The 23,760-nt window shown below is 47.8% G+C and carries 19 protein-coding genes, 2 tRNA genes, 3 rRNA genes and 1 pseudogene; 14 read left to right on the plus strand and 11 right to left on the minus strand.

Features of this window, described 5'->3' with window-relative positions; genetic code table 11:
* The first annotated feature begins 6 nt into the window (after nucleotides 1-6).
* From QM717_RS10915 to QM717_RS10945, 7 genes and pseudogenes are all read left to right on the plus strand, one after another.
* Nucleotides 7-1,680, plus strand: coding sequence for a tetratricopeptide repeat protein (locus QM717_RS10915; RefSeq protein WP_415037506.1), 1,674 nt, complete (start codon nucleotides 7-9; stop codon nucleotides 1,678-1,680).
* A gap of 233 nt (nucleotides 1,681-1,913) precedes the next feature.
* Nucleotides 1,914-2,546 carry a 7-carboxy-7-deazaguanine synthase QueE gene (locus QM717_RS10920; protein ID WP_415037507.1) on the plus strand — a complete coding sequence of 211 codons (633 nt, stop codon included), beginning with the start codon at nucleotides 1,914-1,916 and terminating at the stop codon, nucleotides 2,544-2,546.
* A 4-nt stretch (nucleotides 2,547-2,550) separates the two neighbouring features.
* Entirely contained in the window at nucleotides 2,551-2,949 is a 399-nt protein-coding gene (locus QM717_RS10925) for an energy transducer TonB (protein ID WP_415037508.1), read from the plus strand.
* A gap of 2 nt (nucleotides 2,950-2,951) precedes the next feature.
* A complete protein-coding gene (locus QM717_RS10930; protein WP_415037509.1) occupies nucleotides 2,952-3,668 on the plus strand; it encodes an energy transducer TonB in 717 nt (238 codons plus the stop codon).
* A complete protein-coding gene (locus tag QM717_RS10935; protein ID WP_415037510.1) occupies nucleotides 3,669-4,064 on the plus strand; it encodes an energy transducer TonB in 396 nt (131 codons plus the stop codon). It begins immediately after the preceding gene.
* A 67-nt stretch (nucleotides 4,065-4,131) separates the two neighbouring features.
* Nucleotides 4,132-4,443 (plus strand): annotated as a pseudogene (locus tag QM717_RS10940) (aminotransferase class V-fold PLP-dependent enzyme); the annotation flags it as partial.
* Between the two features lie 136 nt (nucleotides 4,444-4,579).
* Entirely contained in the window at nucleotides 4,580-5,287 is a 708-nt protein-coding gene (locus QM717_RS10945; RefSeq protein ID WP_415037511.1) for an aminotransferase class V-fold PLP-dependent enzyme, read from the plus strand.
* Between the two features lie 35 nt (nucleotides 5,288-5,322).
* On the opposite strand, the gene QM717_RS10950 is transcribed toward QM717_RS10945, so the two are convergent.
* The 3 genes from QM717_RS10950 to QM717_RS10960 form a co-directional block, all read right to left on the minus strand.
* Nucleotides 5,323-6,090 (minus strand): membrane metalloprotease, encoded by a 768-nt coding sequence (locus tag QM717_RS10950; protein ID WP_415037512.1) that lies wholly within the window; start codon nucleotides 6,088-6,090, stop codon nucleotides 5,323-5,325.
* An 85-nt stretch (nucleotides 6,091-6,175) separates the two neighbouring features.
* Nucleotides 6,176-6,721 carry a YfiT family bacillithiol transferase gene (locus QM717_RS10955; RefSeq protein WP_415037513.1) on the minus strand — a complete coding sequence of 182 codons (546 nt, stop codon included), beginning with the start codon at nucleotides 6,719-6,721 and terminating at the stop codon, nucleotides 6,176-6,178.
* The gene (locus tag QM717_RS10960; protein ID WP_415037514.1) at nucleotides 6,718-7,422 is read right to left on the minus strand and encodes a class I SAM-dependent methyltransferase; all 705 of its coding nucleotides are present in this window, start codon (nucleotides 7,420-7,422) and stop codon (nucleotides 6,718-6,720) included. The genes QM717_RS10955 and QM717_RS10960 overlap by 4 nt, the downstream gene beginning before the upstream one ends.
* A gap of 65 nt (nucleotides 7,423-7,487) precedes the next feature.
* On the opposite strand from QM717_RS10960, the gene QM717_RS10965 reads away from it, so the two are divergent.
* Entirely contained in the window at nucleotides 7,488-7,982 is a 495-nt protein-coding gene (locus QM717_RS10965; RefSeq protein WP_415037515.1) for a YkgJ family cysteine cluster protein, read from the plus strand.
* On the opposite strand, the gene QM717_RS10970 is transcribed toward QM717_RS10965, so the two are convergent.
* Entirely contained in the window at nucleotides 7,983-9,182 is a 1,200-nt protein-coding gene (locus QM717_RS10970; RefSeq protein ID WP_415040109.1) for an exo-beta-N-acetylmuramidase NamZ domain-containing protein, read from the minus strand.
* 242 nt (nucleotides 9,183-9,424) lie between these two features.
* Between QM717_RS10970 and QM717_RS10975 the strand changes: the two genes are divergently transcribed.
* Complete coding sequence (locus tag QM717_RS10975; RefSeq protein ID WP_415037516.1) at nucleotides 9,425-10,660, plus strand: ABC transporter permease; 1,236 nt, start codon at nucleotides 9,425-9,427, stop codon at nucleotides 10,658-10,660.
* Between the two features lie 58 nt (nucleotides 10,661-10,718).
* On the opposite strand, the gene QM717_RS10980 is transcribed toward QM717_RS10975, so the two are convergent.
* Nucleotides 10,719-11,081 carry a hypothetical protein gene (locus QM717_RS10980; RefSeq protein WP_415037517.1) on the minus strand — a complete coding sequence of 121 codons (363 nt, stop codon included), beginning with the start codon at nucleotides 11,079-11,081 and terminating at the stop codon, nucleotides 10,719-10,721.
* A 92-nt stretch (nucleotides 11,082-11,173) separates the two neighbouring features.
* Here QM717_RS10980 and QM717_RS10985 point away from each other — a divergent pair.
* The 5 genes from QM717_RS10985 (at nucleotide 11,174) to rrf (ending at nucleotide 16,243) form a co-directional block, all read left to right on the plus strand.
* Nucleotides 11,174-12,689 (plus strand): 16S ribosomal RNA (locus tag QM717_RS10985).
* An 87-nt stretch (nucleotides 12,690-12,776) separates the two neighbouring features.
* Nucleotides 12,777-12,850 (plus strand) — tRNA-Ile (locus tag QM717_RS10990).
* Between the two features lie 72 nt (nucleotides 12,851-12,922).
* Nucleotides 12,923-12,996, plus strand: a tRNA-Ala gene (locus QM717_RS10995).
* Between the two features lie 156 nt (nucleotides 12,997-13,152).
* Nucleotides 13,153-16,025 (plus strand): 23S ribosomal RNA (locus QM717_RS11000).
* 108 nt (nucleotides 16,026-16,133) lie between these two features.
* Nucleotides 16,134-16,243: ribosomal RNA gene (rrf, locus tag QM717_RS11005) — 5S ribosomal RNA — on the plus strand.
* Together the 16S, 23S and 5S rRNA genes with 2 tRNA genes alongside form the textbook arrangement of a ribosomal RNA operon.
* A 340-nt stretch (nucleotides 16,244-16,583) precedes the next feature.
* On the opposite strand, the gene QM717_RS11010 is transcribed toward rrf, so the two are convergent.
* The 6 genes from QM717_RS11010 to pdhA form a co-directional block, all read right to left on the minus strand.
* Entirely contained in the window at nucleotides 16,584-17,483 is a 900-nt protein-coding gene (locus QM717_RS11010; protein WP_415037518.1) for a helix-turn-helix domain-containing protein, read from the minus strand.
* An 83-nt stretch (nucleotides 17,484-17,566) separates the two neighbouring features.
* Nucleotides 17,567-18,106: a carboxymuconolactone decarboxylase family protein gene (locus QM717_RS11015; RefSeq protein ID WP_415037519.1), complete on the minus strand. Its 540-nt coding sequence runs from the start codon at nucleotides 18,104-18,106 to the stop codon at nucleotides 17,567-17,569.
* Between the two features lie 104 nt (nucleotides 18,107-18,210).
* The gene (locus tag QM717_RS11020) at nucleotides 18,211-20,073 is read right to left on the minus strand and encodes a leukotriene A4 hydrolase C-terminal domain-containing protein (protein WP_415037520.1); all 1,863 of its coding nucleotides are present in this window, start codon (nucleotides 20,071-20,073) and stop codon (nucleotides 18,211-18,213) included.
* 176 nt (nucleotides 20,074-20,249) lie between these two features.
* Nucleotides 20,250-20,756, minus strand: coding sequence for a DinB family protein (locus QM717_RS11025; protein WP_415037521.1), 507 nt, complete (start codon nucleotides 20,754-20,756; stop codon nucleotides 20,250-20,252).
* Nucleotides 20,757-20,850: 94 nt separating this feature from the next.
* Nucleotides 20,851-22,512: a pyruvate dehydrogenase complex dihydrolipoamide acetyltransferase gene (locus QM717_RS11030; protein WP_415037522.1), complete on the minus strand. Its 1,662-nt coding sequence runs from the start codon at nucleotides 22,510-22,512 to the stop codon at nucleotides 20,851-20,853.
* A 6-nt stretch (nucleotides 22,513-22,518) separates the two neighbouring features.
* Nucleotides 22,519-23,517: a pyruvate dehydrogenase (acetyl-transferring) E1 component subunit alpha gene (gene pdhA, locus QM717_RS11035; protein ID WP_415037523.1), complete on the minus strand. Its 999-nt coding sequence runs from the start codon at nucleotides 23,515-23,517 to the stop codon at nucleotides 22,519-22,521.
* Between the last annotated feature and the right edge of the window lie 243 nt (nucleotides 23,518-23,760).

Below are 23,760 nucleotides of genomic sequence, written 5' to 3' on the forward strand. Positions count from 1 at the left end.
AATAAGATGAACAGATTAAAGATTTTAAGTTTTGCTTTATTAGCCACGGCAGGAATAACGCACGCACAGGATTTGGAACAGGCCAAAAAAGCAATCGATGCAGAACAGTATGAAAAAGCAAAAGCAATGCTCAAATCAATTGTTCAGGCCAAACCTTCAAATGGCCGTGCCGCTTTTCTTTTGGGGAATGTTTATCTGACGCAAAACATAGCCGATTCTGCGAAAATCTATTTTCAAAAAGGAATGGCTGCCACCGAAGGAGCCAAATTGAATTACATCGGGCTCGGCCAAATCGAACTCGACAATAAAAATGCCGCCGGTGCACAAACCAATTTTGACCAGGCTTTGAAAGATGTCAAGAAGAAAGACACCGAGGAGTACGTTTATGTGGCCAGGGCCTACATGAGCGCCGATAAGCCCGATTACAAAAAAGCCATCGAAATTTTGAACAAAGCCAAATTGGCCAACCCGGCAGATGCACAAGTGCAATTGGCATTGGGTGATGCTTACTACGGCGATAAAAACCAAAACGAAGCATACGCTGCTTACCGCAACGCGTTCCAGGCCGACAATACCTTGATCCGCGCCAAAATGCAATTGGGTGTTTTGCTCAAAGGGGCAAAAGCGTATACCGAAGCCGTAAAAGCCTACAACGACGTTATTGCGACCAACCCGAACTATGGTCCGGTCTACAGAGAGCTCGCGGAAACCTACTACTACTGGGGTAACAACGAACCTAAAAAATACAACGAATACATCAAACAGGCGTTGACGTATTACGAAAAATACATGACTTTGACCGATTATTCATTAACGTCACGTATGCGTCACGCCGACTTCCTGATCTTGGCCAAAGACTACAAAGCTTTGGAAGTGGAAGCCGAAAAGATGAAGCAAATCGACAAAGTCAACCCAAGAATCTTGCGTTACTTAGGTTATTCTGCCTACGAAAATGGCAACATCGATGTGGCCTTGAAATCACTTCAGGACTTTATCGCCAACCCATCGAACAAAATCATCGCCAGGGATTATTTGTACCTCGGTTTGGCCAAATTGAAAAAAGCCAACAATGCCGAAACCAAGACCGTCGATGCAACAATGTTCAATGCCGGTGTAGCCGACATCAAGAAATCAGTTGAAATGGAAATTACCATGACCGGCGACTTGAGCGAAGTAGGCAAGAAATTCTACGAGCAAAAATTGTTCAAGGAAGCAGCGGCGATTTATGAAATTGCGGTGACCAATGTGAATTCTAAGAATTACCTGCTCGACAATTTCTACCTTGGTAACTCGATCTATTACGACAACACCAGAAAAGATGTCGTCAAACCAGATCCAGTCGCTTTGCAAAAAGCCGATGCCGCTTTCGGAAAAGTAATCGAAGCTTCGCCAACTACACAGGATGCCTACATCTTCCGTGCAAGAACCAACCGTTTGCTCGAGAACGAAGAAAACATCATCAAGTATTATGAAGAATATTTGAAAGTGGTCAATGAAAAAGGCAAAGAAGAATTTGACAAGAACAAAACGAAAGTCATCGAGTCTTACAACAACATCGCGGCAAGCTACGCCAACACTGACAAAGCCAAAGCCAACGAATATTTCAACAAGACCTTGGCACTCGACCCAACCAATGCCTACGCGACCGAATCTTTGAAGTCATTAGGCGGCAAAAGATAAAAAGCATTGATCATATTTAAAAACCGGTAGTTCGCTATCGGTTTTTTTATTTTACCTCGTACTGTTCGCTTCGCTCGGGTGGAGCTTTATCCTGCTGTCCGCTGTATCTTTTGTTTCGTCCCGAAGCGTCGGGACTCCACAAAAGGATGCCGCTGCCATCAGGGCTAGGGCAATCGTCTCAACAATTACGTTTGCCAAATCAATTCACTATCTTTGCACTTTAATTACAAGAAATGTTACCAAAAGAAATACAATCGGCAGTGGAAAAAGGGGCCATGCTTCCTTTAATGGAGGAATTCTACACTATTCAAGGGGAAGGATTCCACACCGGAACCGCTGCCTATTTCATCCGCATCGGCGGCTGCGACGTAGGCTGCCATTGGTGCGACGTCAAGGAAAGCTGGAACGCCGATCTGCATCCACCCACCAGTGTGGAAATGATTGTGGAAAATGCGACCAAATACGCCGACACTGTGGTCGTGACAGGTGGGGAACCCCTCACATGGGACATGTCATTGCTGACCCAGAAACTCAAGGAAAAAAACAGGAGAATTCACATTGAAACTTCGGGAGCCTATCCATTGAGCGGGATTTGGGACTGGATTTGTCTGTCGCCCAAGAAAAACAAATTGCCCACACAAACCGTTTATGATAAGGCCGACGAACTCAAGGTCATCATCTACAACAAACACGATTTCATTTTTGCCGAGGAGCAAGCCGAAAAAGTCAACCCCAATGCGATTCTGTTCCTCCAACCCGAGTGGAGCAAAAAAGAACAAATGACCCCATTAATTGTTGATTATGTGATGAATAATCCGAAATGGCGTGTATCTTTACAGACGCATAAGTACCTCAATATTCCTTAATTTGATGAAACACCTTTATCTCTGCCTGCTTTTTTGTTTTTCTTTGAGTACCATGTACGGGCAGGATATTGGGCCGGCAAGCGAAGGGGAGGTCTATAATCTCGCCGGGGTAGATGTAAAGCCTGAATTTCCGGGCGGAATGCAGGAATTCTACAATTACATCGGCAAAAGCTACAGGGTTCCTAATGTCAAAGGGCTGAGCGGTAAAGTATTCGTCAGTTTCATCGTAGACATCGATGGGTACATCAAAGACATCAAGGTGCTTAGGGATGTTGGCCACGGAACCGGTAAAGAAGCCGTACGCATATTGTCCGAATCTCCCCAGTGGAGTCCCGGGGAACAAAACGGCAGAAAAGTCAAGTGTTTGTATTCGTTGCCTATAAACATAACACCCCAAAGATAATCATGATCAAACGGCTGCAGTTTGTATTCATTTTTGTAGCGATGGGGTTGTATGCACAGCCACCCAAAGACAGTATTTATACTTATCAAGCCGTCGAAATCAAATCGTCTTATCCTGGCGGCATGACTTTCTTCAATCAATACATCGCAGAGAATTTCAAGATAGCCAAGCACACCGACTTCAAAGGCGGCAAACTACTCGTCGATTTTGTCATCGATACCACAGGTGCGGTATCCGATGTAAGGATCCTGCGCGACATCGGTTTTGGCGCCGCAGACGAAGCCAAGCGCATTTTGCCGTTGTCTGAAAAGTGGATTCCCGGAAAACAAAACATGAAAAAGGTAAAAGTACGGTATGCTTTTCCGTTGACGCTTCCGGCGTATGATCCGGCGCTTGATGTTGATGATCATATTTATGATGACAAAGAAATCGATGAATTACCGGATTATCCAGGCGGCAGAAATGCTTTCAGAATGATGGTTGCCAAAAATTTTGACATTCCCGATTTCGATAAATTATCAGGCAAATTGCTTTTTAGTTTTGTTGTAGAAACCGATGGAAGTATCGGCGACATAAAGATTATAAATGATTTGGGCTATGGAAGCGGCCAGGAAATAATACGTGTCCTGCGTCTATCCGAAAAGTGGATTCCAGCCAAAAAGAACGGAAAAAATGTACGTTCGCTTTTTAAAATGCCTATTAAATTTGGAAAAGAATAGATGAAAAAAACACTTTTAATAGTATTCCATTTGTTTGCGGCAATTGTTTTTGCCCAAGACGCCGAACTCCCCATTGAAGAAACCATCTACAAAGATTCACTCGTCGATACCAAACCCGAATTTCCCGGAGGCATCGACAATTGCTACAAATATTTCAACGGGAAAATTACCAAACCCAAAGTACCCGCTCTCGTAGACAAAGTTGTTCTGTCGTTTGTTGTTGAAAAAGATGGAACGCTTTCCGATATCAGAATTATCCACGATGCCGGTTTCGGAACCGGAGAACAAGCCGTCAAAATTCTCGAAGAAGGCCCGAAATGGATTCCAGGAGACAAAGACGGCAAACGCGTCAGGGTTTTCCAAACGCTGCCCATCGCAATTTTAACAGAAGAATAGCAAATCCCAAAACCACAATCATTTGGGATTTTTTATTTTTGGCACAAATCAATTCAATCAAAAAAAAATGAAATCACACTTTTTACTCGATCCCGAGATTACGTATCTCAACCACGGATCATTTGGCGCCTGCCCGAAACCTGTTTTTGAAAATTACCAGCAATGGCAACGTGAACTCGAATCGGAACCCGTGCAGTTCATCACCAAGAATTCGGCGCGCTATCTCAAACAATCCAAAGAAGCGCTGGCCCAAATGGTCGGTTGTGCAGCGCCAGATTTTTTCTTTACGCCCAACCCGACCTTCGCCATCAATGCCGTCATGCGCAGCCTCGACCTCAAGCCCGGCGATGAAATCCTGGCCACCGACCACGAATATGGTGCCATGGACCGGACGTGGAATTTCTATTCCAAGAAAACCGGAGCCAAATACGTCCGTGCCAATATTTCGCTGCCGATTGTTTCCAAGGAACAAATCCTTCGAAGAATTCTGGAGCCATTATTCGCCGAAGACCAAAGTGATTTTCCTCAACCAAATTTCGAGTGCGACGGCGCTGATCTTCCCAGTCAAGGAAATTTGCGACAAGGCCAAAGCATTGGGCCTGATTACGATTGTCGACGGAGCGCACGTCCCGGGCCATATCGATTTGGACCTCACTGATCTCAACCCGGACTTTTACACCGGTACCGCGCACAAATGGATTTTGACGCCCAAGGGCTCCTCCTTCCTGTATGTCAAAAAGGAGTTCCAGCCGATGCTTGACCCGCTTGTGGTGAGTTGGGGTTATGAAAGCGACAATCCAAGCGAAAGCCAATTTCTCGATTACCACGAACAGCAAGGTACACGCGACATCTCGGCTTACCTGACTGTTCCGGCTGCGTTGCAGTTCTTGCAGGACAACGATTGGAAATCGCAAACCCAGCGTTGCAAGAAAATGATCCTGGACCATTACAAAAGTTTCTGCGATTTGCTCGGCACCCAGCCGATTTGTCCGGTGACTTCGGAATTTTTGGGTCAGATGTGCAGCATCCCGATTCGTACCGAAAAGCCGCTCGAACTCAAGGAACACCTTTTCGAAAAGTACAGAATTGAAATCCCGATCATGAAAATCGGCGCGCATACCTTCATCCGTATTTCGCTCAACGGCTACAATACCGAACAAGATCTCGATAAACTGCGACAAGCACTCACCGAAATCAAATCCACCACCGATTTGATCCAATAAAAAAATCCCGGAGTTTTTATCCGGGATTTTTGTTTTTATTTTCCACCATTGGCCTGAAGATCGGCCAGGCAATTCGCGTCGAGTACGGGGAAATTACCGCCCACCATCATCCCGAGCAGGCTGCTGCCATCGGCTTGCCAATACATCAGGCAGTCTTCGTTGCTGCAGTGCTTCGGATGCGAAAGGTCTTCGTGTGCGGTAACCATAGGCGAACCTAAATTTGTGAGTCCGAGCAAATGCCCGAGTTCGTGTTGGATCACCGTGGTTTCCAAATCGACACGGTTGGGTTCACCCACGCCGTCGCTCAAATTCTTGATCGTGCTTTCATACATCACAAAAGAGGTGTTGCGGTAAGCGGTTCCAAGTGTAAACGAAGAATCGGTATCGGTAGTGGCACCGCCATCGGCAAAGAACATGTACATGGTCAGGATGTTGCCGTAATTGTATTTGGTGCGGTACAAACTTTCGATCTGTGCGATTTCGTCGAGATCGTAAGGCGCATTGCCCAGGCTTGGCACCTGCTTCTCGATAATGGTAATGCCGCCCGGTTTGTTGAGCCGGTTTTCCATAAAATTCTTGAGGTTGACCAAAGTTGCGGCCTGCGGGCGGAAATTTTCCACATAAAAAACCTCGATGATCAAAGTGTTGTATTTGGCAGCCGATAGAAAATCATTCGCGCTGCTTCCCGTTGCTTTCAAATTGGGGGAACGGTCCACGCCATTGACTACGGTCTTGTCATCATCGGAAGAACAACCGAAGAAAAACACCATCGCTGCCAAGGCCAAAAGTCTAATCTGTTTCATGTTTGTAGGAGTTAAGTTAAATGATAGGGTAAAATTAACCGAATGGTTTTCTTAATAAAAATCAAAAAATTACATAATTACCACGTCAGTTCCAGCCTTTGGCGCTTTTGAGTGAAGTGATATGCGCCAAATGATGGTTGCCATGCCAGGCATATGTGCAGATGATTTCGCGCAGTTCAAATACTTTCCCGTGTTCAGGATGTACGAAAGATTTACCCAATTCGGTTTCCGAAAGATGGCTCATGATGAAAGCAAGACGGTGATGCAAACCGTCGAGTAACTGCAAGGTCGGTTCAATCGGCATGCTGCGGTTGTCGATCCCGTTTCCCCAAAGGTCTTCGTGATAGAATTTGATCGTGGGCTGGTCTTCGGTCAAAGCCCATTTGATGCGGATCAGGCAATTCATGTGGCTGTCGGCGCAATGGTGGATGAGCTGTCTGATTGTCCAACCGTCCGGACGGTACGGCGTTTCGAGTTGCGATTCGTCGAGTTGTTCGGTTTCGTCACGCAATTTTTGTGGAAACGCGGCGATTTCGGCGATGCATTTTTCGAGGATTTCCGAAGTGATGGCTTCGGGTTTTACAAATTTCCCGATCGGGTATTGTAGTTTTTCGAGTTCGGTTTGGGTCATACGTAAAGTTTGGCTAAGTAGTCATAATGTTCGCCTTCGGCTATAAGCTCACATTGCAAACCATTGGCATGCGCGGCATTTTGCAAAGTATTGAAATCGAGGTAGAGCCAATCGAAAGGCGGGTCGGTTTCGCCTTTGTAAGTGACCGTAAAAACGAGTTCGCCGTAATAATCGCGATCGGTAGCAATCCATCTTCCGCCGTCTTCGTCTTCGTCGAACATGTAAACGATGTCTGAGCTGTCCACCAGGATTTGGCCGTTTTGAGCGAGCAATGATTTGAGTTTTTGCAGGTAAGCGGATGTGTTTTTGAGTTTGCCGAAAATTCCCGTGCCGTTCATCAGCAGCAAAATGGTGTCGAATGTTCCGTCGAAATCCATCAGGTTTGTATGCTGCACATTGTTCAATCCGCGCAGACGGCAGGCTTCGACGGCCTTGGCAGAAATGTCGATCGCAGCCACATCCAGTTGGCGCTCGTCCTGCAAATACAAGCTGTGGCTCCCCGCGCCGCAACCTACGTCGAGGACTTTCCCTTTGGACAATTGCAGCGCTTTTTGTTCGATCTTGGGCATTTCGGCAAAAGACCGGAACAGATAGGCGACCGACATTTCATCGGCTTCCGAAATATTGGTTTCGGTCACCAAATCCTGCGGATCGTTGTTGGTTTGATAGTCGAGAATCGCTTGTCCGAAAAGGTCTTTCATCTTAATGGTTTCAAAATTTGGTATTCGTTCATCGACATTCGAAATTCAAATCGTAATTTTGCCGGGTGAAACCAGCACTCCACATATTGCCGAAGTTGGCCAAAGATAAGCATAACGAAAACAAAAAGTATTTCGATAAGCTCAAAAAGAAAACGCCCAAGAATCTCGATTATGTGATGCAGGAATTGCACGAGGCTGAATTCAAGCGCACCGATTGCCTCCAATGCGCCAATTGCTGCAAAACCACCGGGCCGCTTTTTACCGCCGCCGATATCGAAAGGATTGCCAAACACTTCCGGCAAAAACCGCAGCAGTTCATTGACCAGTATTTGCGCATCGATGAAGACAACGATTATGTGCTGCAATCGGTGCCGTGTACGTTTCTCGATGCCGAAAATTATTGTATGATTTATGAAGTGCGTCCGAAAGCCTGTCGTGAATTTCCGCACACCGACCGCAAGAAATTCCAGCAAATCTCAAATCTGACTTTAAAAAATGTGGCGATTTGCCCCGCGGCTTACAACATTGTAGAAGAAATGAAAAAGCGACTGCCGCTGTAATCATTCGCTGCTCACCAAGAAACTGTCCGGATAAATCAAATACTTTTTGCGCATTTCCTTGAATGCGTCGAGACCGGGTTTCCAGCTTGCGCGGATTTGCTCCTCGGTCATCCCGCTTTCAATTTGCTGCTGCAAGATTTTGGTTCCAGCCAATTTGGTAAAGTAGGAATTGAAGAATTTTTCGGGCTGTTCGGTTTCGTGGTACGCTTCCAGAAGCCATTTGAGTTCGATACGGTTGATCCTTGGATGCTGCGACAAATCTTCCCCGCAGCAAATTTTTCCATTTTGCGGCGGTTCTTTTGAGCCGGCATTGGGCGCCGGGATAAAACTGAATTCGTAATAGGTCGTCAGGTAAGGCGAGCCGTAAATCTGGAACTGCTTGTCGGTGCCGCGACCGATACTGACATTCGTCCCTTCAAAAAAGCACAGGCTCGGATACAGGTTGATGGCCTGGTCGTTGGGCAAATTCGGTGAGGGACGAACCGGCAAACTGTATGGCATTTCGCGTCGGTAATTCTCGCAAGGCACGATGCGCAGTTTGCATTGGATGCCATCCTTGAGCCATTTCTCGCCGTTGATCATGAGCGCGTATTCGCCGATTGTCATGCCATGGACGGCGGGAATCGGGTGCATCCCGACAAAACTGCTGTATTCTTTTTCGAGAATCGGGCCGTCGATCAGGTTGCCGTTTGGATTGGGCCTGTCCAATATGATGAGCTCGATGTTGTTCTCGGCACAGGCTTCCATCACATAATGCAAAGACGATATATAGGTGTAGAAACGCGTGCCCACATCCTGCAAATCAAACAGCAAAACATCGATGCCTTCGAGTTGCTGGGGCGATGGTTTTTTACTGTTGCCATACAGTGAAATGATCGGCAGGCCGGTCTTGACGTCTTTGCCGTCGACGATGAGTTCGCCATCGGCACCTTCGCCGCGGAAACCATGTTCGGGGGCGTAGATTTTGACCAGGTTGAGGTCGGTATTGCTTACGATGAAATCGACTATGTGCATCGTCACGGCTTTCATTCCTTCTTTCTGCGAAACCGAATCCTTGATCAGGTAGTGTGCGTCGTAGGTAATCTGGCCGGACTGGTTGGTCAGTATGCCGACTTTTTTGTTCTTGAGCAATCCGAAATAGCTGGTCATATTATCGGCACCAGTCATGAACTTGGTCGATTTGACTTTGCTTTTGACCATCGTCAGTGCGGGAACCGAATAGGTCGAACTTCCGGCAGCGACCTGCGGGGTCTTACAGGATACGGCCAATAAGGAAACGACGAGAACCGCCCATAAAATTTTTTTCCTGAATGCTGCCGCAATGTAAGTGTGTGAAATAGTGCCCGAATCCATAAATCGCTTTTCCCTAATATTAAATTCTGCAAAAATCAGTTTGGAACAGGGCGAAAAGCCGTATTTTTGACACAAACAGACAAAGCAAATTGAATCCCGAATACTTTATCGCCAAGAGACTGATTACTGCTAAAGGCCGTAAAAGTAGTATTTCTGCGCCAATTATAAAAATTGCGATTGCTGCCATCGCCATCGGCATGGTCATGATGATCGTTTCTGTGGCGACGGGAATCGGGCTGCAACAGAAGATCCGGCAAAAAGTGTCGGCCTTCAACGGGCACATCATTATTGCCAATTACGACGACAACCAATCGCAGGTCAGTGTCAAACCGATATCGACGCGGCAGGATTTTTATCCCAAATTCACATCGGTCAAAGGCATCAGTCACATTCAGGCCGTTGCGAGCAAGGCCGGGATTATTAGGACGGAAAACGCTTTCGAAGGCATCATCTTCAAAGGTGTCGGCAAAGATTACCAATGGGACAATATCAAAGAGTACATCATCGATGGCCGTTTGCCGGATCTAAATGGTAAGATTTCCTCCGACGTGATCATTTCGAAATACCTCGCCGATCGGCTCCAACTCAAAACCGGCGACCGTTTCAATACCTTCTTTATGAAGGAAGACAACACAAAACTGCCCAATTTGCGTGTCTTCCGGATTTCGGGCATTTACAATTCAGGTTTCCAGGAATTCGACGCGGCCTATGTATTGGGCGACATCCGCCACGTGCAACGCATCAACAAATGGCAACCCGATCAAGTCGGGGCGTTCGAGGTTTTTGTGGACAACTTCAACAAGATCAAGGAAAAAGGCGAGGAGGTTTACGAGCATACCGGCTCCACGCTCGATACGCAAACCATTGTCGAGAAATACTATTATATTTTCGAATGGCTGCAGTTGTTCGATTTCAACATTCTCGTCATTCTGATCGTCATGATCGCCGTGGCCACGATCAACATGGTTGTCGCGCTTTTGGTGTTGATATTGGAGCGCACGCAAATGATCGGCATCCTCAAATCCATCGGCGCCAACAACTGGAGCGTGCGCAAAGTATTTCTGTACAATGCGCTCTATTTGATTTTACGCGGACTGTTCTGGGGCAACTTCATCGGCATCGGCCTTATCCTGATCCAGCAATACACCGGTCTCATCCAGCTCAATCCTGAAAATTACTACGTTAACGAGGCGCCCGTATACCTCAATTGGTTTTACGTGTTGGCGCTTAACTTCGGCACGGTGCTCGTTTGTTTGCTGGTGCTGTTGATCCCGTCTTATATTATTACGAGGATTTCGCCGGTTAGGGCGATTCGTTTCGAATAGTTTTTTTGGGCGTGCCGGCGCATCACATTTCTTTTTTTATTCAAGCTTTTTCGCGCCGTCAGGCTCTCGGCTGCACGCGGTGCCTGCCTCGATCCTTCACGCAAACCAACAAATCTGAAAAAACTTTGTCTTCCAAAAAACTTATCGCCAGAGGGTTATGTTTTTTTAAGAAAATTTTAGGGGATTTCTGCTCTGAAAAATTTGCAAAAGCAAAAATCAGTGTTACCTTTGCACCCCGCAGAAGAGAAAAACGTTCATTGATTTTCGGGAATTGAGGTCGGAGAAAATAAATTTCAAAAATATTTTCAAAAAGCTTGCCTGATAAAAAATAAGTTGTACTTTTGCACCCGCCAAACGAAAGGATGGCGAGATTAAAAAGAATGACACGTTCATAGACATATTGGATTGACAGCCGTTTCAACAGAGATGTTGAAACAAATAAAGAGAGTAAGAAAGATACGTTAGAATATCGGACTAAGTCAAGGAATCACGTCGTAAATAATATAAAAATATACGATGAAGAGTTTGATCCTGGCTCAGGATGAACGCTAGCGGCAGGCTTAACACATGCAAGTCGAGGGGTAGATGGAGCTTGCTCCATTGAGACCGGCGCACGGGTGCGTAACGCGTATGCAACCTACCTTGAACAGGGGGATAGCCCAGAGAAATTTGGATTAATACCCCATAGTATTATAGTATGGCATCATATTATTATTAAAGTCACAACGGTTCAAGATGGGCATGCGTCCCATTAGTTAGTTGGTAAGGTAACGGCTTACCAAGACGATGATGGGTAGGGGTCCTGAGAGGGAGATCCCCCACACTGGTACTGAGACACGGACCAGACTCCTACGGGAGGCAGCAGTGAGGAATATTGGTCAATGGGCGCAAGCCTGAACCAGCCATGCCGCGTGCAGGATGACGGTCCTATGGATTGTAAACTGCTTTTGTACGGGAAGAAACACCGGTTCGTGAACCGGCTTGACGGTACCGTAAGAATAAGGATCGGCTAACTCCGTGCCAGCAGCCGCGGTAATACGGAGGATCCAAGCGTTATCCGGAATCATTGGGTTTAAAGGGTCCGTAGGCGGCCCTGTAAGTCAGTGGTGAAATCTCCCGGCTCAACCGGGAAATTGCCATTGATACTGCAGGGCTTGAATTACTGGGAAGTAACTAGAATATGTAGTGTAGCGGTGAAATGCTTAGAGATTACATGGAATACCAATTGCGAAGGCAGGTTACTACCAGTGGATTGACGCTGATGGACGAAAGCGTGGGTAGCGAACAGGATTAGATACCCTGGTAGTCCACGCCGTAAACGATGGATACTAGCTGTTGGGGGCAACTTCAGTGGCTAAGCGAAAGTGATAAGTATCCCACCTGGGGAGTACGGGCGCAAGCCTGAAACTCAAAGGAATTGACGGGGGCCCGCACAAGCGGTGGAGCATGTGGTTTAATTCGATGATACGCGAGGAACCTTACCAGGGCTTAAATGAGAGACGACAGGCGTGGAAACATGCCCTTCTTCGGACGTCTTTCAAGGTGCTGCATGGTTGTCGTCAGCTCGTGCCGTGAGGTGTCAGGTTAAGTCCTATAACGAGCGCAACCCCTGTTGCTAGTTGCCAGCGAGTCAAGTCGGGAACTCTAGCAAGACTGCCAGTGCAAACTGTGAGGAAGGTGGGGATGACGTCAAATCATCACGGCCCTTACGCCCTGGGCTACACACGTGCTACAATGGCCGGTACAGAGAGCAGCCACCCCGCGAGGGGGAGCGAATCTACAAAGCCGGTCACAGTTCGGATCGGAGTCTGCAACTCGACTCCGTGAAGCTGGAATCGCTAGTAATCGGATATCAGCCATGATCCGGTGAATACGTTCCCGGGCCTTGTACACACCGCCCGTCAAGCCATGGAAGCTGGGGGTGCCTGAAGTCGGTGACCGCAAGGAGCTGCCTAGGGTAAAACTGGTAACTAGGGCTAAGTCGTAACAAGGTAGCCGTACCGGAAGGTGCGGCTGGAACACCTCCTTTCTAGAGAAACGACGCCTTGATTGTCTGGATGAAGACGTTTTTTGCTTACTCTCGCTGTTGGTTCAAAATACAATTTAAGTAAAACAGAGTCTCGTAGCTCAGCTGGTTAGAGTACTACACTGATAATGTAGGGGTCGGCAGTTCGAGTCTGCCCGGGACTACTGATACTTAAGTTAAGGAAATTCTGGAGGTTGGGTTCCATCGTTTGGGATTCTTGCGAAGGAATCTGAAATGGGGGATTAGCTCAGCTGGCTAGAGCGCCTGCCTTGCACGCAGGAGGTCATCGGTTCGACTCCGATATTCTCCACTGGTCCTGTTTAATCGGGGCATCGTTTGATCGGTTGACCGGTTCGACGACTAAACGGTTAAACAAACGGACAGAAGTTCATTGACATATTGGGATAAGAAAATACAAAAAGTAGAAAGAACACAGTTGTGGCAGTGATGCCATCAACGAAAAGTACAATAAGCAAAATAAGGGCGTATGGGGGATGCCTAGGCTCTTGCAGGCGAAGAAGGACGTGATAAGCTGCGATAAGCTTCGGGGAGCGGCACACACGCGTTGATCCGGGGATTTCCGAATGGGGCAACCCAATGCATTGAAGATGCATTACCCGATAGGGGGCGAACGCGCTGAACTGAAACATCTAAGTAGGCGCAGGAGAAGAAAACAAAAGTGATTCCGTGAGTAGTGGCGAGCGAAAGCGGATTAGCCCAAACCAGAAATGTTACGGCATGTCTGGGGTTGTAGGACCACGATATTTCATGCAAAGTGAACCGGAAGGACCTGGAAAGGTTCGCCATAGAGGGTGATAGCCCCGTATGGGTAAGCGATGTTATGGATAGTGGTATCCTGAGTAGGGCGGGGCACGTGAAACCCTGTCTGAATCCGGCGGGACCATCCGCCAAGGCTAAATACTCGCAAGAGACCGATAGTGAACCAGTACCGTGAGGGAAAGGTGAAAAGAACCGTGAATAACGGAGTGAAACAGATCCTGAAACCATACGCCTACAAGCGGTCGGAGCCCTTTCGTGGGGTGACGGCGTGCCTTTTGCATAATGAGCCTACGAGTTAACGTTGCCGGCAAGGATAAGCATTTAAGATGTGGATCCGTAGCGAAAGCGAGTCTGAATAGGGCGCTTTAGTCGGTAGTGTTAGACGCGAAACCGTGTGATCTACCCATGGGCAGGATGAAGCTGTGGTAACACACAGTGGAGGTCCGAACCGGTTGACGTTGAAAAGTCTTCGGATGACCTGTGGGTAGGGGTGAAAGGCCAATCAAACTCGGAAATAGCTCGTACTCCCCGAAATGCATTTAGGTGCAGCGCTGGATACAGTTATATAGAGGTAGAGCTACTGATTGGATGCGGGGGCTTCACCGCCTACCAATTCCTGACAAACTCCGAATGCTATATAATGATTACCAGCAGTGAGGGCTTGGGTGCTAAGGTCCAAGTCCGAGAGGGAAAGAACCCAGACCATCAGCTAAGGTCCCAAAATCTACACTAAGTTGAAAGAACGAGGTTTGTCTGCCCAGACAGCTAGGATGTTGGCTTGGAAGCAGCCATTCATTTAAAGAGTGCGTAACAGCTCACTAGTCGAGCGGACGAGCATGGATAATAATCGGGCATAAGTGTAGTACCGAAGCTATGGATAGAATTTATTCTGTGGTAGGGGAGCATTCCAGCGGGGCTGAAGGTGTGGCGTGAGCCATGCTGGACCTTCTGGAAAAGAAAATGTAGGCATAAGTAACGATAATGCGGGCGAGAAACCCGCACACCGAAAGACTAAGGTTTCCTCAGCTATGCTAATCAGCTGAGGGTTAGTCGGGTCCTAAGGCGCACCCGAAAGGGGAAGTCGATGGCCAACGGGTTAATATTCCCGTACTTGTATCAGTTGTGATGGGGTGACGGAGTGATGAAAGTACCGCGAACTGACGGAATAGTTCGTTGAAGCACCTAGCTATATTCCTTATAGGCAAATCCGTAGGGAATGGTGAAATGCGATAGTACACGGAGTCTTCGGACAAAGTGATAGTGTACCTAAGGGCTTCCAAGAAAAACCTCTAAACTTAGATTGATACAACCCGTACCGTAAACCGACACAGGTAGTCGAGGAGAGAATCCTAAGGTGCTCGAGAGATTCATGGCTAAGGAATTAGGCAAAATAGACCTGTAACTTCGGGAGAAAGGTCGCCAGCGCAAGCTGGCCGCAGTGAAGAGGTCCAGGCGACTGTTTATCAAAAACACAGGGCTCTGCAAAATCGTAAGATGAAGTATAGGGCCTGACACCTGCCCGGTGCTGGAAGGTTAAGAGGAGATGTTATCTTCGGAGAAGCATTGAATTGAAGCCCCAGTAAACGGCGGCCGTAACTATAACGGTCCTAAGGTAGCGAAATTCCTTGTCGGGTAAGTTCCGACCTGCACGAATGGTGTAACGATCTGGACACTGTCTCAGCCATGAGCTCGGTGAAATTGTAGTAACGGTGAAGATGCCGTTTACCCGCAGTGGGACGAAAAGACCCTGTGCACCTTTACTATAGCTTAGTATTGACTTTGGATAAGTGATGTGTAGGATAGGTGGGAGACTTCGATCCGGCGTCGCCAGGCGTCGGTTAGTCATTGTTGAAATACCACCCTTTGCTTATCTGAAGCCTAACCCCGTACTGCGGGGGACATTGCTTGGTGGGTAGTTTGACTGGGGTGGTCGCCTCCAAAAGAGTAACGGAGGCTTCTAAAGGTTCCCTCAGCACGCTTGGTAACCGTGCGTAGAGTGCAATGGCATAAGGGAGCTTGACTGAGAGACATACAGGTCGATCAGGTACGAAAGTAGAGCATAGTGATCCGGTGGTTCCGCATGGAAGGGCCATCGCTCAAAGGATAAAAGGTACGCCGGGGATAACAGGCTGATCTCCCCCAAGAGCTCATATCGACGGGGGGGTTTGGCACCTCGATGTCGGCTCGTCACATCCTGGGGCTGGAGAAGGTCCCAAGGGTTGGGCTGTTCGCCCATTAAAGTGGCACGCGAGCTGGGTTCAGAACGTCGTGAGACAGTTCGGTCTCTATCTACTGCGGGCGTTAGAAATTTGAGTGGATCTGATTCTAGTACGAGAGGACCGAATTGGACCGACCGCTGGTGTATCTGTTGTCCCGCCAGGGGCACCGCAGAGTAGCTACGTCGGGAAGGGATAAGCGCTGAAAGCATATAAGCGCGAAACCCACCACAAGATGAGATTTCTTTTAAGGGTCGTGGGAGATGACCACGTCGATAGGCTACAGGTGTAAAGGCAGTAATGTCATAGCCGAGTAGTACTAATAACCCGTAAGCTTATGTACGCGCACCCGGGCCGCAAGGCCCGGGGCAAACTTTCTAAAACCAAAGTATATTCTTTATCCCAGTGTGTCAACAATATAATGTGATCGAAATCCGATCGCGTAACGGCCTAAGGTGGTTATTGCGGCGGGGCTCACCTCTTCCCATCCCGAACAGAGAAGTTAAGCCCGCCTGCGCAGATGGTACTGCAATCCTGTGGGAGAGTATGTCGCCGCCTTTCTTTTGTGAAGCCCAGCTTTTTAGCTGGGCTTTATTTTTTTATAGGTGCGGCGCGATTCGGGCTACGCCCTCGGGTCGCCGCCTTTCTTTTGAGAAGCCTGTCTGAAAAGACAGGCTTTTTTGTTTTTTGTTCAGGGGTAATGATGAGCTGCCGTTTGCATGAGATTTGAGATTAAGAGGAGGAAACCCGTTGGTTTTCAGGTGTTTTCAGCGATGCCCGCGTGAGGGATGGAAGCAAGGTGCCGCGTCCCGATGCTTCGGGATGGAAAGCCCGACGGCGCCGTTTTCATCTGTTCTATCTTTGTCGGGTAGTGCCACGGCGCCGGCACGCCCAAAGAAAATCAAATAATCATATCAGGAGAGCCTTTCGCAAACCCCACCGTTTCGCGGTACATCTGCGGCGACACATCGGCGTTGGTCTTGAAGAAACGGCTGAAGTAGTGCTCGTCCTCATAGCCCAATTCATAGGCGATTTCCTTGACAGCCTTGTTGGTCAGGTACAATTCGCGTTTGGCTTCGATGATGATGCGCTCGGCAATCATATCGGTCAATGTTTTGTTGAAATGGCTTTTGGTAAGTTTGGCCAGTGCTTTTGCTGAAATATTGAGGTGGTCGGCGTAATGGCTCGGCGAATGCTTGGTCTTGAAGTTGTGTTCGATCGCGTCTTTCAGATTCTGCAGGATAAAAGGTTCCTTGGCATCGGGAATTGGTGAGGTTTGCTGCTGCAATTGTTCGGTTTTGAGGCGCGAGGCCGTGATCAAAATGATTTTGAGATACGAAATCAATAAGTCATATTGTGCGAGTTCGGAGCGTTGCATCTCGGTCTTGATCTGGTCGGTGATCATCTGGAAAGTGGCTTCTGCTGCGGCATCGATATTCGTATACGGCGGTTGATAGATGTTATTGAACAAGACGCCGTTGCACGAGACTTCCTTCTGATGCATGTGGATGCAATAAAAATCGGGGTGGAAATGAATGGCGACGCCTTCTATTTTCTCCGAAGTGCAAATCATAAACGGCTGGTAAGGCGAAAACGCGAGCAGCGAATTTTCCTCAAATTGGTGCTCCGAAAAATCGGCCTTGACTTTTCCTTTTCCTTTGCGCACCCAAATCAGCGAATAATAATTGTTGCGTTGCAAATGGTCGAAATGGTTGTTGTCCTCAAAGTTGAAAATCTTGAAAGCGAGGTTCCCATTTTGCGGATTGGTCAGCGTAAAGGCATTTTGTGCAGTCGTCGTCATATACAAATATAAGGTTTTATCGGTTGGTTTAAATGCAAAAGGCAGCCAGGAAACCCGACTGCCTGATGTAGCTTTTTGTTGGATTACAACGCAGCGACTGCTGGAAAATCCACTTCGGTATTGGCGGTGTTGTTGAAGTAATTGGTCAACACATTGAGTGCGACGTGTGCTACGGTTTCTGCAATTTCGGCATCGGTTACACCGGCTGTTTTGGCGGCGTTGACGTCTTCGTCATTGACGAGTCCGCCTTTGCTTACCAATGTTTTGGCCAATTTCAAGATCGCTTGGGTTTTGGCATCGGATGATTCGCCTGCACGCGCAGCTTCCAAAACGGCGGCGTCGGTTTTCAACAATTTCTCACCGATGAAGGTGTGGGCGGCCAAACAATAATCACAATTGTTGCTTTCTGAAACCGCAAGCGCAATCAATTCACCGGTTCTGCTGCTGATTTTTCCTTTGGACAAAGCGCCGCTTAAATTAAGGTAACCTTCGAGTACGGCATCTGAATTGGCCATGGTGCGCATCATATTGGGTACGGCGCCCAATTTTCCTTGTACGGCGTTGAACAATTCTTTGGTTTTTCCTGTTGCTGTTTCTGGGTTGATGGGTTGTAAACGTGTCATTTTTTTACTGTTTTTAAGTTACGTCTTATTGACAGTACAAAGTTGCGACGAATACCTTTCTCCCAAAATGGAGTATTTTCGCTTTGTGGTGGACAATTTTCCCTCTACTTCAAAGTGTTCTGCAAATCCTGGACAGTTGTCAAATGATAACCCGGTTTGGCCTTCTCAAAGATTTGCTTCGCCCAGGTTTTTCCTTCCGGGGTTTTCACCATTTCCTTGTACAAAGTCTGTAGCGAACCTGTGCGGCTCGTCGCAACCATAAATTGTTCGATGGCCGGATAAGCAGGTTGGTATTGGTGACGGATGGCCTGCACAAACCATTGGCGTTTGATGACAAAATTGCCGCCTTTGGTGAAATTGAATTCGTTGTCGATGGCCGTCATTTCGGCCACGGTCAAATCGGCAGGAAGGTAATCGATGAAGTGTTGCTTCTCGTTGGTCGATTTGATTTTGGCCGACAAACCTTTGACGCCGGTTTTTCTCCAGTTCTTTTGGATCTGGTCGATGGCGTTGAAATCTTCCGAGACCGGTTGGGTGATGTTCGATGGAATATCCGATTGGTAAATCCATTCTTCGGCCTTGATTTGATCAGCCAATGTTTGATCGCCTTTGATCAAATGTTCGTTGAAATATTTGAGGAAATCTTCGGTGGTAATCGATTGGAATGCGTGGCTGTTGAAATATTCGGTGATGAATGCGTCAAACTTTTCACGACCGATGGCATTTTCCACGGTTTGCAAAAAGGCATACCCTTTTTCGTATGGAATGTCGCTCAAGGATTCATCAGGGTTTTTTCCGGTCACATTCACTTTCAATTGGGTCGATGGATTTTTAGGGCCGTAATCCTGCATGTTATCGGACAAAACTTTTCGGCTCAAAACATCCTGCATCAAGGCTTCTTTCTTGCCAAAAAGTGCCTCGCCGATGCGGTGCTCGACATAAGTCGTAAAACCTTCGTTGAGCCAAACATCATCCCAAGTCGCATTCGTGACCAGGTTGCCGCTCCAACTGTGGCCGAGTTCGTGCGCGAGCAGACTCGTGAGTGAACGGTCGCCCGCAATCACGCCCGGAGTAAGGAAAGTCAGGTTCGGGTTTTCCATTCCTCCGTAAGGGAAACTCGGAGGCAAGACCAAAACGTCGTATCGGCCCCAACGGTACGGACCGAATAGTTTTTCGGCGGCGTGCACCATTTTTCCGAGTTCGGCAAATTCCCAGGCGGCTTTGTCTACGACCGAAGGTTCGGCATAAACGCCGGTTCTTTCGTCTATGGATTTGAACGCCAGATCGCCCACGGCAATCGCCATCAGATAAGATGGAATCGCCTTGTCTTGTTTGAAGGTATAAATTCCGGTATTGTTTTTCTGTTGCGGATTGGTCGCACTCATGACCGCCATCAAGTCTTTGGGAACGGCCACTTTGGCGTTATACGTAAAACGGATGGCCGGGGAATCCTGGCACGGAATCCATGTCCTTGACCACACGCTTTCGCCTTGCGAAAATAGGAAAGGGTGTTTCTTGTCGGCGGTTTGGACCGGGGTGAGCCATTGCAATGCGACGGCATCTTTGGTGGTTTTGTAGTAGATGTTGACTTTGGTCGTGCCGGGTTCGATGGTGATTTGGAGCGGCTTCCCGTGGAATTCTACCTCGTTGCCCAAAGAAAATCGCGTTTCTTTTTCTTCGTCGCCCAAGGTCACTTTTTCGATTTCCAAAGTGTTTTCATCGAAGATGATTGCATTGCCTTTGCTTTTGTTGTCGATGGTCCAGGATGCTTTTCCTGAAATGGTCTGCGTCTCAAAATCGACTTTGATGTCGAGGTCCAAATGCTTGACGACGGCTTTGTCGGGTTCGGCAAACGTGTGTGTGTCTTTTACGGCGGTCGTTTTTGTAGCGGCCGTTTCAACAGCGGTTTCTTTTTTCTGGCAAGCGGTTACCGCGATGGCAAAAACCAGCAATATTATCTTTCTCATGAAAATGGATTTGCTGACGAAGATAAAAAAGAAAAATCCGTCCCGAAAATGCGATTGGTTTATTTAACGTTTACGTTAGGGATGGCAGTGAAAATCCTTTTGTGAAGCAAAGCGGAACAAAAGATTGCAACGAACAGCCCGGCGCGACCGCCGGAAGCGCAACGCCCCCAATACTATTAAGTATTAAAATCCTTATCGTCGCCCGATGGCCCGTAAATCGACGGTACCTTGATTTCATTCATGCGCATGTAAACCGTGAGTTGCCCGCGGTGGTGTACCCAATGGTTGAGCGTCGTCGGGATGTCGATTTTGAGCGGGGACGAATACAATTCGACACCATCGCGTTTGAGCGTAAATTTATTTTCAAGTAGGGAATCGTCAGCGTTTTGAAGTGCAGATTCGGCTTTTTGGATGCAATCATCAAAGTGGGCGAGCAACTCTTTCGTCGTTTCAAATTGAAACTGCGGATAAGTCGCAAAATCGAGTTCGCCGTCCTTGATCATATAGTAAATCCATTGCGGAATCTCAGCGACAAGCAATGCCATGTAGCGCATTTCCATCGAACTTGGGTGTGGTTTGAAATCGAATGTTTCGTCGGTCAGGTTTTCGAGGCATTTGCGGGTCGATGGAATTTCGCGGCGCAATTCTTCGAGAAAGGCGGTGGTATGGATTTTTGTGGACATGATCTGCGATATTGAATTATAGAAATCAAGTTAAAAAGAAAATCCCGCCAGGTTTTACAACGAAGCGGGATTGTTTTATAGATTATTCTCGAAATTAAGCGAGCATCGTCACCGGATTTTCGAGATACGTCCTGAGCGTTTGCAGGAATTGCGCGCCTGTGGCTCCATCGACCGTTCTGTGGTCGCAGGCCAGGGTCACTTTCATGGTATTGCCCACCACGATTTGTCCGTTTCTGACCACTGGTTTTTCGACAATCGCCCCTACGGATAAAATCGCAGAGTTCGGCTGGTTGATGATCGAAGTGAACTCCGAAATCCCAAACATACCGAGGTTCGAAATCGTAAAGGTCGAGCCTTCCATTTCGGCCGGCGTGATTTTCTTGTTTCTTGCTTTTCCAGCCAAATCCTTGACTGTATTGCCAATCTGCGACAAGCCCATCTGGTCGGCGAATTTGAGTACCGGAACGAGCAAACCTTCGTCTACCGCTACCGCTACACCGATGTGGATGTGGTGGTTGATGACCGTTACATCGTCTTTCCATTGCGAATTGACTTGCGGGTGTTTGCGCAACGCCATCGCACAAGCCTTGATGACCATGTCGTTGAACGATACTTTGGTATCCGGGACCGTGTTGATGACCGCACGGGATTTCATCGCGTCGTCCATTGCTACTTCGATGGTCAGATAGTATTCGGGCGCGGTAAATTTAGACTCCGACAAACGACGTGCAATCGTTTTGCGCATTTGCGAGTTCTTGTGTTCTTCATGCGATTCTTCGCCGGCAGGGACAAACGGTCTCACCGGGGCGGCAGGCGTTTCGGTTCTTGGCGCTTGCGCGGTTGCGGCAGGAGCAGCTTGTGCTGGTGCGGCAGACGGTGTGAAGTTTTCGATATCGGCTTTGACGATACGGCCGTTTTCACCCGAACCTTTGACCTGTGAAATGTTGATGCCTTTTTCCTCGGCAATTTTCTTGGCCAATGGCGAAATGAAAATGCGTTTGCCGTCAGATACGACGTTGATGGTTTCTTCTTCTTTAGCTGGTTCCGAAGCTTTTGCTTCTTCAGCTTTTGCTTCCGATTTGGCAGCGGTTGGTGCTTTAGCATCTGCGGTTACACCAGAAACATCAGTTCCTTCCGGGCCGATGATGGCAAGCAAACTGTCCACCGGAGCGGTTTCGCCTTCGTTGATGCCGATTTTCAAAAGCGTTCCAGAATTGAACGATTCGAATTCCATCGTCGCCTTGTCGGTTTCGATTTCAGCGAGAATATCGCCTTCGGATATTTTATCGCCTACTTTCTTGAGCCATTTTGCGACGGTACCGTCGGTCATGGTGTCGCTGAGTCGCGGCATGGTCACAACAACCACACCCGAAGGCAAACCCGATGAAGCTGGCGCTTCGGTTTTGGGTTCTTCTTTTGAAGCTTCGGCTTTTGGCGCTTCCGCCTTATCCTCTGTTTTGGTTTCGGTTTTGGCTGCACCGGCTCCGCCATTCTTGATCAATTCAGAAATGTCTTCGCCTTCGTTTCCGATGATGGCCAACAACGAATCGACATTGGCGGTTTCGCCTTCCTGGATCCCGATGTGCAAAAGCGTCCCGGAATTGAACGATTCGAATTCCATCGTCGCCTTGTCGGTTTCGATTTCGGCGAGGATGTCGCCTTCGTTTATTTTGTCGCCTACTTTTTTAAGCCAGGTCGCTACCGTTCCTTCCGTCATGGTATCGCTCAGGCGCGGCATGGTTACTACTGTTGCCATAATCGATTATAATTTATGAGGTAAAAAAGGATAGTTTTCTTGTTCGTAAACCACGTCGTACAATTGCTGCGCTTCTGGGAACGGTGAGTCTTCGGCGAATTTTTCGCATTCCTCGACCAGGTTTTTCACGCGCTCATCGATGGCCTCGATTTCGGCATCGGTGGCATATTTGTTTTCCTTGATGATGTCGAGCACTTGGGTAATCGGGTCGATTTTTTTGTATTCTTCGACTTCCTCTTTGGTACGGTACAATTGTGCATCCGACATCGAGTGTCCGCGGTAACGGTATGTTTTCATTTCGAGGAAAGTCGGTCCGTCGCCACGACGTGCGCGTTCAATCGCCTCGTCCATCGCTTCGGCTACTTTGACCGGGTTCATTCCGTCTACCGGACCGCATGGCATTTCATAACCCAGACCCAGTTTCCAGATGTCGGTGTGGTTGGCGGTTCTTTCTACCGATGTTCCCATCGCATAACCATTGTTTTCTACGATGAATACGACCGGCAATTTCCACAGCATCGCCATGTTGAAGGCTTCGTGCAACGAACCTTGACGCGCGGCTCCGTCCCCGAAGTAGGTCAACGTCACGCCATCGCGTCCGAAATATTTATCGGCGAAAGCGATTCCGGCACCCACCGGGATTTGTGCCCCGACGATTCCGTGTCCGCCATAAAATCCGTGTTCTTTAGAGAAGATGTGCATCGATCCGCCCATTCCTTTGGACGTTCCGGTGACTTTTCCGAGCAATTCGGCCATGACCGCTTTCGGGTCAACGCCCATACCAATCGGTTGGACGTGGTTCCGGTAAGCCGTGATCATTTTGTCTTTCGATAAATCCATCGCGTGCAAGGCACCGGCCAAAACGGCTTCCTGTCCGTTGTATAAGTGAAGAAATCCTCTTACTTTTTGTTGTATGTAAAGCGCTGCTAACTTGTCTTCAAATTTTCTCCAAAACAGCATGTCTTCATACCATTTCAAATAAACGTCTTTTGTTACTTCTTTCATTTCGTCTTGTGATTTTTTTCAGCTAAAGATTATGTTTTTATACAACGCAAAAGAGTTTCCTCACACAAATTTGCGACAAGCAAAAGTAGGGAATCCTGTGCGGAAATAAAATAGAAATTTGTAGAACTTGTCTTGACTTTTTTCAATTGGCTGTAAAATGCTCTTTGTGTTTCATTTTTTCAGCTTTTCCTTACTCCGTAGCGCTGCTATGCAGTGCAAAAAGCTAAAATCTGAAACAAAAAT

This window comes from Flavobacterium sp., from assembly GCF_047602195.1.
Lineage (GTDB): Bacteria > Bacteroidota > Bacteroidia > Flavobacteriales > Flavobacteriaceae > Flavobacterium.